Here is a 15,560-nt window from a genome sequence, read left to right as displayed (position 1 = left end):
GACGAACATATTCAAATTAATATTCATATTCTTAGACGAATCTATAAAAATTCCTATTATTTAAAAGACAATATAAGCATTATTCCCGAATAAATAATAACAATTATTAGAGCGGATATATATTTAGCCGCTTAATTTTTCCGTTTTCATCCGTTTTCTCCAGAAAAGCAGTTACCGGCAGTATTGTATCTCCATACTGGATAAAATACCACACCTGATTGTCCCCATTATATTTAATACTGTATATTTTAAATGGCCCTCCATTGAAACCAAATTTATGGTGAAACATCATTTCTACGGCCATTTTTCCTTCCAGGTGCAGCGTATCGCTTCCGATCTTTATTAATGAAGCATCGTGAAGCACCCCGTACTCATTAAACAGGTCGGCCAGCCCCACATTATCGCCGCGCTGCATACAGTCCATATATTGTTCTAAAATTCTCATCACTTTCTCTCCCTTCTAAAAACGCTCTGAACGCAATAATGCATCAATTCCGCCGTCTACAAATAAGATGATTCCATTGATCCCGCTGGCCAGCGGCGAAGCAAGGAATAACATGCCGTTTGCAATCTCCTGTGCATCCAGAAATTCTTTTCTTCCATATCGCGTCGGAATCGGAATCAAAAGCGCTGCATCCCGCTGTGCATCAGTCATTCCCTGTGTCATTGGAGTCGTTGTGTTGCCGGGCGCAACCGCATTTATACGCAGACCGTCCACTGCCCACGCGGGAGAGACTCTCCTCACCCACCTGGCCAGCGCATGCTTGGAAGAGCTATAGGCGGATGGAGCCATTGTACGCGGGATATCTGCCGCCATCTCCAATATCCTGTCTTCGTCCATGACGTTTGACATCATGTCTACCCAGTCACACCGGACCGTATGATTAGTCACCGAATTTGAAGAGGTCATAACACAGCTTCCGTTCTTTTTCTTAAGCAATGGGCGCAGTCCCTCTGCAATCTCAATTCCTGCAAAGAAATTCAGACTGAATATCAGCTTAGGCGGTGCAGTGGGTCCCACGCCGGCATTACAGAAAAGCCCGTCAATCCCATCCGGATAGCGCAGTTTAACTGCCTCAATTGCATTTTGGCGTTCCTCGCTTTTAGAAAGATCTGCCAGGAAATCACCCTCTTTTAAGTCAATATTAAAAACCTCATGGCCCTGATCCAGCAATGTCGTCCTTACAGCAGCCCCGATTCCTGTTGTTCCTCCTGTAATAATATAAACACTCATAATAAACCTCCCTTTCAAAAGTGTATTCCAAAACTGTACATTTACATTACCACGCAAGTAATATACTGTCAATTTAAATAATATTTTAACAATAGTCTGATAAATTTTAAACATACTTTATTTTCATTAAAAAGTTTTGTTAAAACACTTGACACCGCAAACTGATACTAATATAATTACAGTATAAACTGTAACCATTCATATTACATTTATATTCACAGCAATGCGCATAAAACAAAAAAGATAAAATCAGGAGGTGCCAAAGATGAGTCAACTTACTTTAACAAACAATAATTTTCAGGAACATACAAGCCAGAATAGAACACCCATAATTGTGGAATTCTGGGCGCCATGGTGCGGTTACTGCCGCCGCCTTGGCCCGGTGATCGACCAGCTGGAAGAAGAACTCCAGGGTACGGTGGCAATCGGAAAAGTCAATCTGGATGATGAGCCGGAACTGGCGGAAAAGTTCGATGTGGACACGATCCCCTCCCTGTTGATGTTCAAGGACGGCCATCACAGTGAACTGCTTGTAAATCCCGGCTCGAAAGCAGAGATACAAAAGTGGATAAAGGAGGTATAGAGGATGAAACAGAAGGAATATGATGTTGTGATTGTGGGCGGCGGCCCCGGCGGTTATACCGCAGCTCTGTACGCCGCCAGGAGCGGATTTTCCGTTCTGGTACTGGAGAAGCTTTCTCCGGGCGGACAAATGGCGACCACCGAACAGATCGATAATTATCCGGGATTTGAAGACGGTATAGATGGCTACACACTGGCCACAAAGATGAAAAAGGGCGCCGACAGGTTCGGTGTAGAAACCGCCTTTGCCCAGGTAGAAGAAATGGAACTCACCTCCAATCCCAAAAAACTTATCACCTCAGAAGGGGAAGTCCTCGGACGCACTGTGATTCTGGCAATGGGCGCCTCTCCCCGCGAACTGGATGTCCCCGGAGAGCAGGAAATGCGCGGACATGGCGTCGCTTACTGTGCGGCTTGCGATGGGATGATGTATAAGAATAAGACCGTGGTAATCGCAGGCGGAGGAAATACTGCGGCTGCAGACGCGATTCTGCTCTCTAAAATCTGCAAAGAAGTACATCTGGTTCACCGCAGGGACCAGCTCCGCGCATCACGGATCTATATCGAGCCGCTGAACAACAGCAATATTATTTTCCACTGGAACACACGGATAACCGGAGTTCTTCACGAAAAGAAAGTCATCGGAGCCAAACTGGAAGATGTCAATACAAAAGAGGTGTCCTACCTTCCCTGTGACGGGATCTTCGTGGCAGTCGGCAGGGTTCCCGATACAGCCATTCTGAAGGGACAGGTTACGCTGGATTCCCACGGCTATATACAGGCTGATGAAACAACACGCACAAATATTCCCGGCGTATTTGCGGTGGGAGATATCCGTACAAAACCCATGCGCCAGATTATAACAGCAGCAGCTGATGGCGCTGTAGCCTCTAAATACGCGGAAGAATTTCTAAGTGGAATGTAGAAAATTGATATAAAAATGGGTCTGATGGATAAATAATCTACTGAAAGAATCCGATTTCTGAAAATAGTTTAACAAAGACTCTCTGACAGAGCGAAATGGGCAGGAGCAAATATAACTAAAGGGTGATAACATGACAGGAGAATTTACAATCGCGGTGCACGCGCTGGTCTTCCTCGACCATAAGCAGGAGACGCTCTCCAGCGAAGAGCTGGCAGCCAACATCTGCACGAATCCCGTCCGGGTCAGAAAAGTGATGGCACGGCTGAAAAAATATAATTTACTCGATACCAAAGAAGGCCTCCGGGGGGGCTATAGAATTGCCAGGAATCCGGAAGATATCAATCTGAAACAAATTTGTGATGCTCTGCAGATGGATATTGTAAAAACCTCTTGGCATTCCGGAAATATTGATATGCCCTGTTTAGTGGCATCCGGAATGGCCGGAGTCATGGATGGAATCTATGGCAATCTAAATAAAATCGGAAAACAATATCTGGAGAGTATTACAATAAAAGACATTGAGGAGCAGATTTTCGGAAATGCAGATTAAACCAGGAAAAACCTGATTATGATAGACCTCGTTGAAAAGTCTATGTAAGGGTAACAGCTCAGTTAGTTGTAGCTGTTACCCTTAGGACTGTATCATCAGGTACGGCGAGCGTGTGAAGAAAAGTCTGTAAATGCTGATCTTCTATGATAACAGGTGGGCTGAAAGTTCTTAGTTGGGCTTTCAGCCCTTGGTTTATATATAACAGCACATGCTGTTGCATGTCAAGAGCAGGCGGAAAAATCCGCCTGTAGCAGATTGCTTAAAAGGACTTATTCTGGTAGCCGCCCCTCATACATGATGCTTAGCTCTCCATAGACCTGACCCCAGTTTCTGATAGGCATTGACCATTTCTTTGTAGCTTCAAATGTAGACAGGTACAACGCTTTCAAAAGAGCTGTATCGCTTGGAAATACACTTCTCTGACGGTTTAGCTTGCGGTAGGTGGCATTCAAGCTCTCAATGGCGTTGGTCGTGTAAATGACCTTTCTGACCACTGCTGAAAACTTGAAAATCGGGGAAAGGGCATCCCAGTTCTGCTTCCAGCTTCTCATGGAATTGGGATATTTTTCGCTCCATTTTTCAGTGACACGTTCCAGGGCTTCTAGCGCTTTCTCCTCCGTTGCTGCATGATAGATGGTCTTAAGATCTGCACAAAATGGCTTTCTGTCTTTGTCTGACACATATTTCATTGTATTACGAACCTGGTGCACGATACAGCGCTGATATTCCGTCTTTGGATATGCAGCTGCGATTGCTTCTTTGATACCGGTCAGCCCGTCAGCACAGATAATCAAAATGTCTTTTACTCCCCGGTTTTTCAGGCCATTCAAAACAGACAGCCAGTATTTGGAACTTTCATTTTCACCAACCTCTATGGTCAGGACTTCTTTCCGTCCATCCTGATTAATCCCGAGAATCACATAAGCCGCAAGTTTGCGGATGACACCATTATCACGGACGGAGTAGTGGATGGCATCAATGTAGAGCACCGGATATACCTCTGAAAGAGGACGGTTCTGCCAGTCCTCAATCTGAGGCATGATCTTATCGGTAACATCGGAGATAAAGCCTTCTGAAGCCTTAAAGCCGTAAATATCCTCCAGTGTATCAGAAATCTGCCGTGTGGTCATGCCTTTGGCATACATAGAGATGATCTTTTGGTCAATATCAGAGATATCCTTCTGCCGTTTTTTGACTACCTGTGGTTCGAAAGTGGACTTCCGATCCTGAGGAATCTGGAGATCCATGCTGCCATAGCTGCTGTTAATACGCTTGGATTTGTAGCCATTGCGGTAATCGTCATTGTCAGAACGTTCTGACTTTCCATAGCCCAGGTGTTCATCCATCTCTGTTTCCATCATTTCTTTGATGGTACCGCCAAGCAGATCCTTCAGGGCATCCTGAATGTCTTCTGCTGACTGGATATCGTATTCCTGCAGAAGCTGATGAATAATGTTTCGCTTTCCATCTGTCATTTGTACTTTGTGTACCGGTTTCTTTTCTCTCGCCATAATAAAAGGCCTCCTATGATTTTTTATTTTATCATAGAAGACCACATAAATCCTTATTTACAGAAACTTTTTCACATGCTCGGTACGGCTTTCTCTTTTCATGATTTCGAAAAGACTTTTTGTATAAGGGGCCTGCTGCTCCCATGCTCCTTTCCTGCAAACACCTATCCAAGTGCAGTTCCATATTCGGGTATGAATGATTAAGACATTCTTCCGATTTAACACCATCAGCTGGACACTCTCTTATTACGGGGTTCATATCCTCTGCTCTTCTTTGCTTCGTACATCCGTTTATCCGCAAGTTCCATCAATCCACTGCAGTCACTGCCATCCTCCGGATAGAATGCATATCCCGCAGACAGCCGCACAGGGATCGAGACCTGACCGTTTATCTCTACAATGCTTTGGCTTACAGCCTTCTGCACCGCATCGATATAAACCTCCAGTTCCTCCCTGTCTTTCGCTCCATAAATAAGCAGGGCAAATTCGTCTCCGCCCAGTCTGCTCACAACTTTCTTTCCGGCCGGACAGGAGAGCAGGACATCGGCTATTCCCTGCAGGTAGTCGTCTCCGCCTGCATGCCCATATTGATCGTTTACCTTTTTTAGTCCGTCGGCATCGGCAAGAAACAGCACCGCATGACCGCATTCCGGCTTTCCGCTCATGATTCCTTCAAACCTGCTGTAGAATGCCCGGCGGTTATATAAGCCCGTCAGGAAATCCCGGTCTCTTTCATATACAATATGGTGCTTTTCAACCATGTCTTCCGTCACATCCAGGATAATACCCAAAGTGCCATTCTCGTAAGGAATGGAATCCATTCGGATATACCGTTCCTCTTCCCAGGGAAGTCGGTAAATCCCCCGTTCTGCCTCCTCCGGACATCGGCGGATCTCCTCCAGTTTTGCTTCAAACGTACCGTGGTCTGACAGAATCTTCTCTGTTTCTTCTGAAGATAGACAAAGAATACTTCTCATACCGCTCGTAGCCATCACCCGCTTCATATTCAGCCGGTACTCATAGATCCCCACCGGAATCTTCACAATATCCAGCACTGCTGATAATTTATTCGGCATATCCAGCAGGCTTTCTATCATCTCATTAATCTGGTCGCTCAGTTCGGCAAATTCCGGTGTCGTATTTACGCTCACCCGGGTATCCAGATCACCTCCGGTAATCACACGCAGTTTTTTATTGACCGATGAAATCCCCCGCACTATATATCTGTCCAGATACCTGGAAATTGCCGCAATAATAATCACGCCCAGCAGCGCAAGATACAAGGACAGCATAAGCGTATTTTTAGATATATTCCGGTACATTGTGCTCTCGGGACAGATCCGCCCAAGTATTACGGAACCCGTGCGCGAGAACAAACAGTAACTCTTTTCCCCGTCAAACTCCGTCCGGAATCCCTCTTCTCCATCCGCCAGAGCCTCCCCTTTTATCCCCAGTTCTTTGACATCTCTGTTAATATAATTGCTGTCTGTAGATCCCAGCACTTTATGGGTATCAGGATCTATCGCACAGATTACATTTCCCTCATCCGCAGTAACAATTGAAAATATATAGGAAAGCTCATTTCTTTTCATAGCCTCTACAACACGGTCGGGTTCCATTCCAATCTGCACAATCCCTTTGCCGTCTTCCTGCCAGACAGCCGCATACTGCATAAGCTTGCTCTCTGCCGTATTCGGGGTTATCTCCTGGCAGAGCTCAAGAGAACGGTCCTCCAGCATTGGAAGAAAAAACTGCATCTGCTCCCCGGAATTAAAATTCATCCCAAAATATTTAGGCTGCGACCCCGCATACAAGTTTCCCTCCGTATCAAATATGTGAAACTCATCGATCTGAAGCAGCTTAGCAATCTTCTCCAGTTCCGGCTGATTCCCAATAATCTCCGGCCGGTTCTGCATGATATAAGCAGCGGCCTTTGCATTAATGAGGCAGTTCTTCGCAAAATCTGCTTTGATTTGTTCAACGTCCTTTTCATTCTGCACCAATATCTGATTAATCTGCCAGAATAAATTCTCAGATTCCCTCCTCATAGACTTTTCCGCCAGATGAACCTGAAGCAGAACATTCAACAGCAGAGAGAAAAGCATGGCCGCCGATATAATCAAACACAACTTCTTCCTGATCTGATCCTTCATACTGCCTCCTTATCTTCCGAAATATCTTAATACATTATATCACATAACCCAAACACTGCATCTAAAATTTGGGGATATGGAGAACAAGTTTTGGCTTGGGGGCAGTTGAGGGGGGACACTTAATGACAGGGATGCAGGGGAGGTACTGGGGCTGTATATGCCGGTGCAATACACACCGGCATATACAGCCCCAGTACCTCCCCTGCATCCCTGTCATTAAGCTGGCTCATCCTATCGGTAGGAAAGACTCATTTCCCCGGTGAGGATTCCAGACCGGAGCTGCGGATGGGATAGAATTGGTGGTTCTTTAATATCAGCGTAAGTTTTAGAGTCTTTTTTAATCGTGTGCTCTCTGATCTGTATAGCTTTTTAGTTACAGCCAGCCTTCACTATGTAAGCTTACTGGGACTATAAAGCTCCCTCAGATACCATGCCATTTTTGCACTCTCCTCCAGTTCTTCTATCCCGTAAAATGCATCCATAAGGCTTTTTCCGCCAACTACTGGGCCATGCTGTTTTAATAGATAGCCGTCGGACAGCATAACCCTCTCCCTCATATAGGAAAAGAGTTGTTGGCTCCCCGGCTTTGCATAGGGGATCAAGCCTATGGTTCCCACCTTCATTTTTAGATAAGGAGTATAGGACGGAATCACATCCGCAGGATTCTCAACGGCCATGCACGAATAGAGCGTTGCATAGAAGCTGTGGGTATGTATCACTCCCCTTATATCTGGTTTGGCCTGATAAATTACCTGATGCAGTGGAAATTCTTTGCTTGGCTTTATTTTGTTCCTCTGTTCGCCTTCTATCGTCAGACAGGCGAACTGTTCTTCTGTCAGTGTGCCGAAACATGTACCGCTGCCTGAGATGTAGATCTGGTTCCCTGCGCGGAAACTGATATTGGAGGATGATCCGGAGGCGCTCCCTTTTGCAAATAGGGTGTGAGCGATCCATATTGCTTCCTGAAAATACTGCTCCGTCATTTTATATCTCCTCTCCTTTTAACATTTGTATAGCCCGGAAAAAGAAATCCCGCTGTCCGAAATTTCCCGATTTCAGCACCAGGCGGTATGCGGGTCCATCCAAAGGGGTCATTATCGGGATGCCCGGCGCAATGCTGTTTCCGATATGGTACCCTTCGAATCCCAGTGCTTTCATCGCGGCTCCGGAAGTCTCGCCTCCGGCTATCACATATTTCCTGATGCCGTTTTTTCTTGCAATGGTTATCAGATCAGCCATGGTATCCTCTATCTTCCGGGCTATGGTTTCCTTTCCCATCTCCTGGTTTTTCTTTACCTCACCGGGAGATGCCGAACTGTAAATTAGTATCTCCGAGGCCTGACCTATCTGTGCCTCTCTCCATATGCCCTCTGCATCTAAAGAGCCGTCTGCCAGCCGGGCAGGTATCACCTTATAATATGGTAGGCCTTTTTTTTGATATTCAGCAATCTGTTCTAAAGTAATTTTAGAACAACTGCCTGCCATGAGCAGTGTCGGGCCTTTTACAGGTACTTCCTCTGCCTTTTCCATCTCGAATCCATACGTTCTCCCAAAGTATTTTCCCAGATGTTCCATCAGCCCCGAGCCTCCGGTGTAAAATCCAATGCCTGGAAAGTCTTTGGCAATCTGCTGGCCCTGAACATCCGTTTCATAATCCGGCACCACGTAACAATGCGCGTTTTTATCAATTTCCCGGGAAATCTCTTTTTTCGCTTTTTCCGTTAAGGGGGTCCTTGTTTCTATACAGCAGTACTTCCCCTGGGACTTCATGAGATCCCCCAGCCGTGATTTCTTCATGGGTGTCAGCGGATGGTTTTTCATGTGGCTCTCTTCTAAAAGCTTCCCATTCACATAGAGCCTGCCCTCCGTAAGCGTACGTCCGTTTACCGGCAGCGAAGGGCATAATACCGTATAGGAAAATCCCGTTTTTTCCATAACTGCATCGATTACCGGTCCAATATTTCCCTCCTCCGTGGAATCAAAGGTGGAACAGTATTTGAAGTAAAAGATTCTGGCCCCCTGTTCTTTCAGCCACGCAAAGGCTTTGAGGGATTCAGCCACCGCCTGCTCCTTTTTTACATTTCTCGTTTTAAGAGCAATAACTGTCCCCTGTACGTTCTTATCTTTCAGATTATTCTTTGGTATCCCATTATACAGTGCCGTAGAAATACCGCTTTTTACAAGGAACGACGCCCCGTCCGCGGCACCGGTGAAATCATCTGCCACACATCCGAAAAACAGTTTGTTTTCCTGCATAGTACTCCCCCTTTTCAAATAGACGGATTTGCATAAAAAGCAAATCCGTCCTTAATTTTAAGACCATCCGATTCCCTGTGCAATTACCAGAAGAATCATACATGCCAAATACCATATACCGATCAAAGGAATAATAAACTTAAACCACTGTTCGTATTTGATTTTACCATAGGCAATACAAACCCACAGATATCCCAGAGTCGGCCACACAATATTGGACAGTCCATCTCCAAACTGGAAGGCCAAAACCGCTACCTGTCTGCTGACGCCCACCAGATCGGCCAGTGGGAACATGATAGGCATAGATACCAAAGCCTGTCCCGACCCGGAAGGTACGATAAAGTTAAAAAGCAGCTGCGTAATCAGCATCCCTACTGCGGCCACTGACGGGGGCAGAGCCTGAACCAGCTGTGCTACCGCATTGATGATAGTATCGATAATCTTTCCGTTTTCCAAAACAATTGTTATACCGCTGGCAAAACCACTGATTAAAGCAGCGCCGATAAAGGCGGAAAGCCCCTCTGAAAATTTATCACAGATTTCCGTCAGGGACAGCTTACAGATAAAACCTACAAGCAGACCCGTGATCAGGAACATCGTTCCAATCTCAATCAGTCCCCAGGAGAATTTTAATGCTCCCACAATCAGAATCGCAAAACAGATTAAGAAGGCAAACATAGCCACCTTTCTGCGGCCGGTCATTTCTACCTTTTTACCAACCCCATACTCTTTTCTCAGTTCAATGTCTGTTTGATAAGTTATGCTGAGCTCCGGTTTTTTCCGAACTTTTATGGCATGGCGCATGACATACGCGATCCCGATTGCAGTAATCACGATGAGACAGATGGTGCGGTATCCCGCGCCGGAATACAGAGGCAGTTCCCCAATCGGCTGAGCCACAACTACAGTAAAAGGATTGGCCACGGCGGCGCCGAAACCGGCTGCCGTGGAAACCAGGGCCATGGCAATCGCTGTCAGGGAGTCAAAGCCCAGAATCAGACATATGGGGATCAATATCGGTATGATAACCATGGAAAGCTCCAGCAGGCCGATGAAACAGCACATTACGGAAGCGGCAGCCATGATGATAGGGATCATTAGCAGTTCTCTGCCTTTAAATACCTTTTCAACTTTTCCCAGCGCTGACTGAATCATACCCGTTGATACGATGATGGTAAAGGAACCTCCAATAAGCAGAACTCCAAAAATGATGGTAGCCGATTTGACCATCCCCTGCGGAATTGCCATAAACCCTTCCCACACGCTTACCGGGCTGGCCTCTACTCCGTGATAGGAACCGGCTACTACCAGGGTTTTCCCGGCATCATTCATTTCCCGGTCAAATTCTCCTGCGGGCAGGATCCAAGTGGCGATCACGCCAATTAAAATCATAACAACCAGCAGGGCAAATGCCGGGGGCATCGAAAATTTTTTCTTCTCTTTTACAGCTGTATCCTTACTTGACATAAATTCCCTCCTCACCTAATCAGAGTACTCAATCAAAGAACTATTCCAAAACAAAAGGCAGCGCCGCATAGATTTTTGCGGCTTGATAAACGTTGCTCAGGCTGACTTTTTCGCATTTTGAATGGGCGTCTTTTATGCTTCCCGGTCCAAACAGTATACAGTCGCACCCTGCATCATATAAGACTCCTGCATCCCCCCAGAAGGGAACGCCGAAGATCTCCGGCTCCTCTCCCAGCACTTCCATGCCTGCTTTTTTCATCCCCTGCACGATGGGATGCCCCTCGGGAATATCCATGGGCGTTTTGCTTACCTTCAGGCTGTAGGGCATGGATTCGTAGGTAATAGCGTACTCTTCCCCGTATCCATCATTGCATTTTTTTACTGCCTCATCTAATTCCGCTTTTACACTCTCCAGGGTCTCTCCGGGGATGTATCTTCTTTCTACCTGAAGATGAGCGTCCCCCGGCACCACGTTAGGCTGTTCCCCGCCCCATGCTTTTCCCAGATTCACCAGCGACGGTCCCAGAAGGGGATGTGTTCTTCCCTTCAGCTTTGGTTCCATGTCTTCATTGATGCAGGTCATCAGCTCATTGAGACGCTTCAATGCATTGATCCCCGTAGATGAAACACTGGAATGGGTCCGCCTGCCGGGGATATCAAACTGGAACCAGTGAAGACCTTTCTGTGCAGAACCAATCTTCATGTCCGTTGGTTCCCCACAGATCCCATAATCTGTCAGCTTGGTATGCTTTGCATAATAAGTGGCGCCGTCGCTACCATACTCCTCTCCGATCATAGCCGACAGCACGATATCCCCCTTTGGGATAAGGCCGGATCTTTTAATGGCTATCATCGCGTAGGCCATAGCAATAATGCCGCCCTTCATATCGCAGGCCCCCCTGCCGTACAGGTCATCCCCAACGATTCTGCCCGAATAAGGATCTTCCATATCAATCGGAGGAATGCTGTCTATATGGCCGTTAAAGGTAACACTTTTGCCCTCGCCGGTTCCGTGAATGGTGGCAATCACGTTAGCCCGTTCTCCTTCTACAACTTGGAGTTCTGTTTCAATTCCTTCGGCAAGCAGTTTTCCGGCGATATACTGCCCGATTTCTTTTTCCTGGCTTTCCAGCTCAATATGGCTGGGTATCTGAACTGCTATCTGTAAAAAATCAGTCAGCTCCTGCCTGTCAATCTGTTCCATTAATTTTAATAAATCCATTTTTTACACCTCTTTTCTTATAACGAGCGTGCTCATAACTGATATTTTCTCATAGTTTCTTCTATGGCCTGCTCCAGCATGGCAGCCACCTGTTTTATTTCTTCCTCACTAATGATAAACGGCGGGGCTATCTGCAGTGCATCCCCTAAAATACCATCAGCGCTTCCTGTCACACCTCCCGTTATCATAATTCCATGCTGAAAACAATATTGTGATATTTCCGCGGAAAAATTAAAATCCAGCGGCTCTTTTGTATTGCAGTCTTTTACAAATTCTACACCAAGTAAAAGGCCGATCCCCCGGATATCCCCCACAACCGGATATTTTTTCAATGGCTGCAGCTTTTCTAGAAAAATCTCTCCCATTTTCCGGCTTCGTTCAATCAGGCCATGCTCCATGATGTAATCTAGTACGGCCTCTGCCCCCGCACATGCCAGCGGGTTCCCCGAGAAAGTAAAGCTGTGTGTTAAGGCCCCTGTACCAGCCGCGATAACGTCTACAATTTTCTTATGTACGATGACGCCGCCTATGGGCACATAGCCGCTGCCAAGCCCCTTGGCAAATCCGATCAGATCCGGGGTTATCTGGTAATGGTCTACTGCAAAATTCTTTCCGGTTCTTCCAAAGCCGGTAATTACTTCATCTACGCAGAACAACACCTCATACTTATCACAGATTTCCCGGATTTTCTTCATATATTTTTGAGGCGGCGTAATGGCTGCCGCAGTGGTTCCTGTAATAGGCTCCATTACAAAGGCTGCCACCGTATCCGGCCCTTCGTATTTGATTTTTCTTTCCAGTTCCTGGGCGCACTGGCAGGAACAGCTCTCCTCTTCTAAACGATAAGGACAACGGTAACAATTGCATGGGGCAATCTGGGAAATATTTTTAGGAAAGAAATCCTCATATTTTTCACGCCAGGAGGGCCTTCCGCCCAAAGCCAGTGTACCCATAGTATTGCCGTGATAGCTCTGCCACCGGGATATGATTTTATTTTTCTTTGGCCTTCCGGCTTCCAACTGGTACTGCCGGGCAATCTTCATAAGTGACTCCATGGCTTCGGAACCACCCGAACAAAAAAATACTTTATCCATGCCTTTTGGTGCAATCGAGACAATCTTATCCGCCAAACGCCTTCTGACATCACTGGTAAATGTGCCTCCGTAGACAAAACTGATCTTCTCTGCCTGCCTTGTCATCTTATCAATGACATCTTTCACCCCGTGTCCGATATTTACCACGCCGATTCCGGCTGCACAGTCCATGTATCTTTTTCCCTGTTTATCATAGATATACATTCCTTTTCCGTAATCTACTTCCGGATATTCTTTCTCTATTACTGCATATAATGCGCTTTCCTTATTCATCCTGATTCTCTCCTGTCGTCTGTAATTTAATATCTAACATTTTAGATTGAGTTAAAATATCTCAGTTGTTTAAAAATGTAAGAATACTTCGATAACTCTGGGGGCAAAACGCAGCCTTCGGACATGCTGCCTCATGCGCTTTTATCGCGGTGTCAATCGCTTCCTGAAGCGTGTCATACTTCTCCATGTGCATAGCTGCCAGGTCTTCTTTCGATACATTCTCTGAGACAACCATGACTCTGGTTTTCTTTTTCAGGATCTCTCTTATAGGAACAATGTGATCCATCTGTATCTCATAGTGGCTCCAGACGTATTCCTTCAGTTCCTCCAGATCCGGATAGGCCCGGAAAGGTTCAATAAAATCCGGAGCGTTGATTCCCTCGTTGAAATCGCCGTACAATATCACCGTAGTATTCTCATCTGCCAATCTGTGCAGGGCAATTAACGGCTTAACGCCCTGGTACATATCGATATTTAAGGGGTGCCCGGGACATACCACATAGATATCTGGCTTTGCCGGAAGCTCCACCATACAGAACCCTTTTAAAAAGGCAGACGCAGCCTCATGTGATTCCTGCAGTTCCCCTGAGAAGATTCCCGCAACCTCATATTCCTGATTCATTACGATATTCACCGAATAGTCCACACCACACATGTTAGCGGCCTCGAGCATATCCTCGTGAATGGGATTTCCCTCCAGATTGCCTGCATAGCTTTTGGGATGCACCATCATCTCCGGCCTGTGGTTGATCACAATCGTCTCCTGTGAAGCAACACCCGGCAGTATGGACTTTCTTCCCCCTGAAAATCCGGCCATATCATGCAGTTCTACCTTGCCGATCGTGATCACTACGTCGCTTTCGTACACCTTCTTATTTACCTTCACTGGTGTACGGCGGGAAGTCATGCCAAGATATACCAACTTATTGTCGTCGAAAGCATCATGGTTTTCAATCGCAATTTCTCCCATGAGAGTGCCTAAGAATCCCTTCATTTCACTCTCCGTTGCATCCCTGTGGACACCAAGAGCCACAATAAATGCAATATTCTCCTTTTTCATACCGGCCGCCGTCAGCTCCTCAATGATATACGGTGCAACCCGCTCCGTTGGTACGCCGCGGGTAGCGTCCGATATAATAACTGCCGCCGTTTCCGCCTGCTTCCTGCTTACAATATCCCTTAAACGTTCCCCCTTTCCCACTGGGCTTATTACGGCGTTCTTGATTTCTTCTGCCTTAATGGACGGAGGATTTCCGGTTTCGTACATCCCCATGAAATTCTCCATAGGCAGAAATGCGTCTCTTTTTTCTTCGTCGTCAATGTAATGTATTTTGTCTCCGGCCGCTTCGATTCTGTACATATTTTCCCTCCATCTTTAAAATGTAAAATTTCACATTTTTCCTTTTGAAAGGCGCCGGCAATCTTACGCCGGCACCAACTGCCTCATGACTGATTAATAATGTCAAAGCAATCCATAATCTCTTCTTTTGTGTGGTGTATATCCGTGGAAATCCACCGGATGCTATCTTCTAACTCTTCATTGATCAAAGTTTCAATTAAACGGACATGTATTTCTATCTCTTCTTTAAAGCACTCCCAGCCTGCCTTGTGCAATTTATAAATGATATGGAGCTTACGAATCCGCTTGGTCAGATCCACCAGATTCATGATCTCTGCTCCGATAATGGATGGACAGGCGTCGATTAAATGCTCGTGGAATTTAATCTCGATCTCAAAAAACTTCTCCACGACATCCAGTACCTGCTCGTCCCCCTCCACAGAAGAGACGCTTAAGATAAGCCTGAACTTTTCTCCGAATTCTTTTAGCTTCTTCTTATCCAGCTTGGTAATGGCTTTCCGGATTACCTGGGCTTCTAATACCTCCCGGAAATCAAAAATATATTCCAGCTCTTCCTTTGTCAACTCTCTTACATAACTGCCGCTTCGGGGATTGATTACTACGTAGCCGTCCTTTTGCAGGGACTTCAGGGCATTGGTCACGGGTGTGCGGCTGACCCCCAGAGATGTGCTCAAGTAATCAATGTCCAGCTTTTCGTTTGGTTTTAACTCATTTGTTAGAATCTTGCTCTTTATTTCGTCATAAATCAACTCGTTTAAGCTGCTGTATTTTACTCTGTTAAACATAAATTACCTCACATTGCAATTATGCATCTGAAATTTTAGATTATAGTTGTATCATAGCTAAAATTCCAGAATATGTCAAGTAGTTTTAGCTGTTTTATCAATACTGCCTCTCATGATCACTCTCATGATCATTTAGTATGTGCCGCCC

Annotated in this window: 14 protein-coding genes; 3 read left to right on the top strand and 11 right to left on the bottom strand. The window is 45.9% G+C overall.

The annotated features are described in order from the left end of the window. Nucleotides 1-106: 106 nt before the first annotated feature. Nucleotides 107-445: a hypothetical protein gene (locus tag MWG26_RS02240; RefSeq protein WP_025654480.1), complete on the bottom strand. Its 339-nt coding sequence runs from the start codon at nucleotides 443-445 to the stop codon at nucleotides 107-109. 15 nt (nucleotides 446-460) lie between these two features. Beyond that, complete coding sequence (locus MWG26_RS02235) at nucleotides 461-1,234, bottom strand: SDR family oxidoreductase (protein ID WP_025654479.1); 774 nt, start codon at nucleotides 1,232-1,234, stop codon at nucleotides 461-463. Between the two features lie 265 nt (nucleotides 1,235-1,499). On the opposite strand from MWG26_RS02235, the gene trxA reads away from it, so the two are divergent. The 3 genes from trxA (at nucleotide 1,500) to MWG26_RS02220 (ending at nucleotide 3,291) form a co-directional block, all read left to right on the top strand. Continuing rightward, nucleotides 1,500-1,817: a thioredoxin gene (gene trxA / locus MWG26_RS02230; RefSeq protein WP_025654478.1), complete on the top strand. Its 318-nt coding sequence runs from the start codon at nucleotides 1,500-1,502 to the stop codon at nucleotides 1,815-1,817. A gap of 3 nt (nucleotides 1,818-1,820) precedes the next feature. Then, on the top strand, nucleotides 1,821-2,741 hold the full coding sequence (gene trxB, locus MWG26_RS02225; RefSeq protein WP_025654477.1) for a thioredoxin-disulfide reductase: 921 nt from the start codon (nucleotides 1,821-1,823) through the stop codon (nucleotides 2,739-2,741). Nucleotides 2,742-2,871: 130 nt separating this feature from the next. After that, nucleotides 2,872-3,291: an RrF2 family transcriptional regulator gene (locus tag MWG26_RS02220; protein WP_025654476.1), complete on the top strand. Its 420-nt coding sequence runs from the start codon at nucleotides 2,872-2,874 to the stop codon at nucleotides 3,289-3,291. 269 nt (nucleotides 3,292-3,560) lie between these two features. On the opposite strand, the gene MWG26_RS02215 is transcribed toward MWG26_RS02220, so the two are convergent. The 9 genes from MWG26_RS02215 to MWG26_RS02175 all read right to left on the bottom strand — a co-directional run bounded on the left by MWG26_RS02215 (nucleotide 3,561) and on the right by MWG26_RS02175 (nucleotide 15,412). After that, the gene (locus MWG26_RS02215; protein WP_117441395.1) at nucleotides 3,561-4,802 is read right to left on the bottom strand and encodes an IS256 family transposase; all 1,242 of its coding nucleotides are present in this window, start codon (nucleotides 4,800-4,802) and stop codon (nucleotides 3,561-3,563) included. 227 nt (nucleotides 4,803-5,029) lie between these two features. Then, nucleotides 5,030-6,955, bottom strand: a complete 1,926-nt coding sequence (locus tag MWG26_RS02210) for a sensor domain-containing diguanylate cyclase (RefSeq protein ID WP_117440957.1) — start codon at nucleotides 6,953-6,955, stop codon at nucleotides 5,030-5,032. A 389-nt stretch (nucleotides 6,956-7,344) separates the two neighbouring features. After that, nucleotides 7,345-7,938 carry a class II aldolase/adducin family protein gene (locus tag MWG26_RS02205; RefSeq protein ID WP_117440958.1) on the bottom strand — a complete coding sequence of 198 codons (594 nt, stop codon included), beginning with the start codon at nucleotides 7,936-7,938 and terminating at the stop codon, nucleotides 7,345-7,347. 1 nt (nucleotide 7,939) lies between these two features. Beyond that, the gene (otnK, locus tag MWG26_RS02200) at nucleotides 7,940-9,211 is read right to left on the bottom strand and encodes a 3-oxo-tetronate kinase (RefSeq protein WP_117440959.1); all 1,272 of its coding nucleotides are present in this window, start codon (nucleotides 9,209-9,211) and stop codon (nucleotides 7,940-7,942) included. Between the two features lie 57 nt (nucleotides 9,212-9,268). Further along, nucleotides 9,269-10,678, bottom strand: coding sequence for a YfcC family protein (locus MWG26_RS02195; RefSeq protein WP_117440960.1), 1,410 nt, complete (start codon nucleotides 10,676-10,678; stop codon nucleotides 9,269-9,271). Between the two features lie 40 nt (nucleotides 10,679-10,718). Beyond that, nucleotides 10,719-11,900 (bottom strand): M20 family metallopeptidase, encoded by a 1,182-nt coding sequence (locus tag MWG26_RS02190; RefSeq protein ID WP_117440961.1) that lies wholly within the window; start codon nucleotides 11,898-11,900, stop codon nucleotides 10,719-10,721. Nucleotides 11,901-11,932: 32 nt separating this feature from the next. After that, a complete protein-coding gene (locus MWG26_RS02185) occupies nucleotides 11,933-13,267 on the bottom strand; it encodes an aminotransferase family protein (RefSeq protein WP_117440962.1) in 1,335 nt (444 codons plus the stop codon). A gap of 61 nt (nucleotides 13,268-13,328) precedes the next feature. Beyond that, nucleotides 13,329-14,627 carry a nickel-dependent lactate racemase family protein gene (locus MWG26_RS02180; protein ID WP_117440963.1) on the bottom strand — a complete coding sequence of 433 codons (1,299 nt, stop codon included), beginning with the start codon at nucleotides 14,625-14,627 and terminating at the stop codon, nucleotides 13,329-13,331. Nucleotides 14,628-14,710: 83 nt separating this feature from the next. Further along, nucleotides 14,711-15,412 carry a GntR family transcriptional regulator gene (locus MWG26_RS02175; RefSeq protein ID WP_025654474.1) on the bottom strand — a complete coding sequence of 234 codons (702 nt, stop codon included), beginning with the start codon at nucleotides 15,410-15,412 and terminating at the stop codon, nucleotides 14,711-14,713. Nucleotides 15,413-15,560 lie beyond the last annotated feature (148 nt).

Source organism: Faecalicatena contorta, from assembly GCF_022835095.1.
In the GTDB taxonomy this organism is placed as follows: Bacteria; Bacillota; Clostridia; order Lachnospirales; family Lachnospiraceae; genus Faecalicatena; species Faecalicatena contorta.
The sequence above is the reverse complement of the archived record's forward strand: the minus strand, read 5'-3'. Positions and strand labels throughout refer to the sequence as shown.

Excerpts from the sequence above, each read along its gene's own strand:
- MWG26_RS02240 (WP_025654480.1), bottom strand. The coding sequence starts at position 445 with ATGAGAATTTTAGAACAATATATGGACTGTATGCAGCGCGGCGATAAT.
- MWG26_RS02235 (WP_025654479.1), bottom strand. The coding sequence starts at position 1,234 with ATGAGTGTTTATATTATTACAGGAGGAACAACAGGAATCGGGGCTGCT.
- trxA (WP_025654478.1), top strand. The coding sequence starts at position 1,500 with ATGAGTCAACTTACTTTAACAAACAATAATTTTCAGGAACATACAAGC.
- trxB (WP_025654477.1), top strand. The coding sequence starts at position 1,821 with ATGAAACAGAAGGAATATGATGTTGTGATTGTGGGCGGCGGCCCCGGC.
- MWG26_RS02220 (WP_025654476.1), top strand. The coding sequence starts at position 2,872 with ATGACAGGAGAATTTACAATCGCGGTGCACGCGCTGGTCTTCCTCGAC.
- MWG26_RS02215 (WP_117441395.1), bottom strand. The coding sequence starts at position 4,802 with ATGGCGAGAGAAAAGAAACCGGTACACAAAGTACAAATGACAGATGGA.
- MWG26_RS02210 (WP_117440957.1), bottom strand. The coding sequence starts at position 6,955 with ATGAAGGATCAGATCAGGAAGAAGTTGTGTTTGATTATATCGGCGGCC.
- MWG26_RS02205 (WP_117440958.1), bottom strand. The coding sequence starts at position 7,938 with ATGACGGAGCAGTATTTTCAGGAAGCAATATGGATCGCTCACACCCTA.
- otnK (WP_117440959.1), bottom strand. The coding sequence starts at position 9,211 with ATGCAGGAAAACAAACTGTTTTTCGGATGTGTGGCAGATGATTTCACC.
- MWG26_RS02195 (WP_117440960.1), bottom strand. The coding sequence starts at position 10,678 with ATGTCAAGTAAGGATACAGCTGTAAAAGAGAAGAAAAAATTTTCGATG.
- MWG26_RS02190 (WP_117440961.1), bottom strand. The coding sequence starts at position 11,900 with ATGGATTTATTAAAATTAATGGAACAGATTGACAGGCAGGAGCTGACT.
- MWG26_RS02185 (WP_117440962.1), bottom strand. The coding sequence starts at position 13,267 with ATGAATAAGGAAAGCGCATTATATGCAGTAATAGAGAAAGAATATCCG.
- MWG26_RS02180 (WP_117440963.1), bottom strand. The coding sequence starts at position 14,627 with ATGTACAGAATCGAAGCGGCCGGAGACAAAATACATTACATTGACGAC.
- MWG26_RS02175 (WP_025654474.1), bottom strand. The coding sequence starts at position 15,412 with ATGTTTAACAGAGTAAAATACAGCAGCTTAAACGAGTTGATTTATGAC.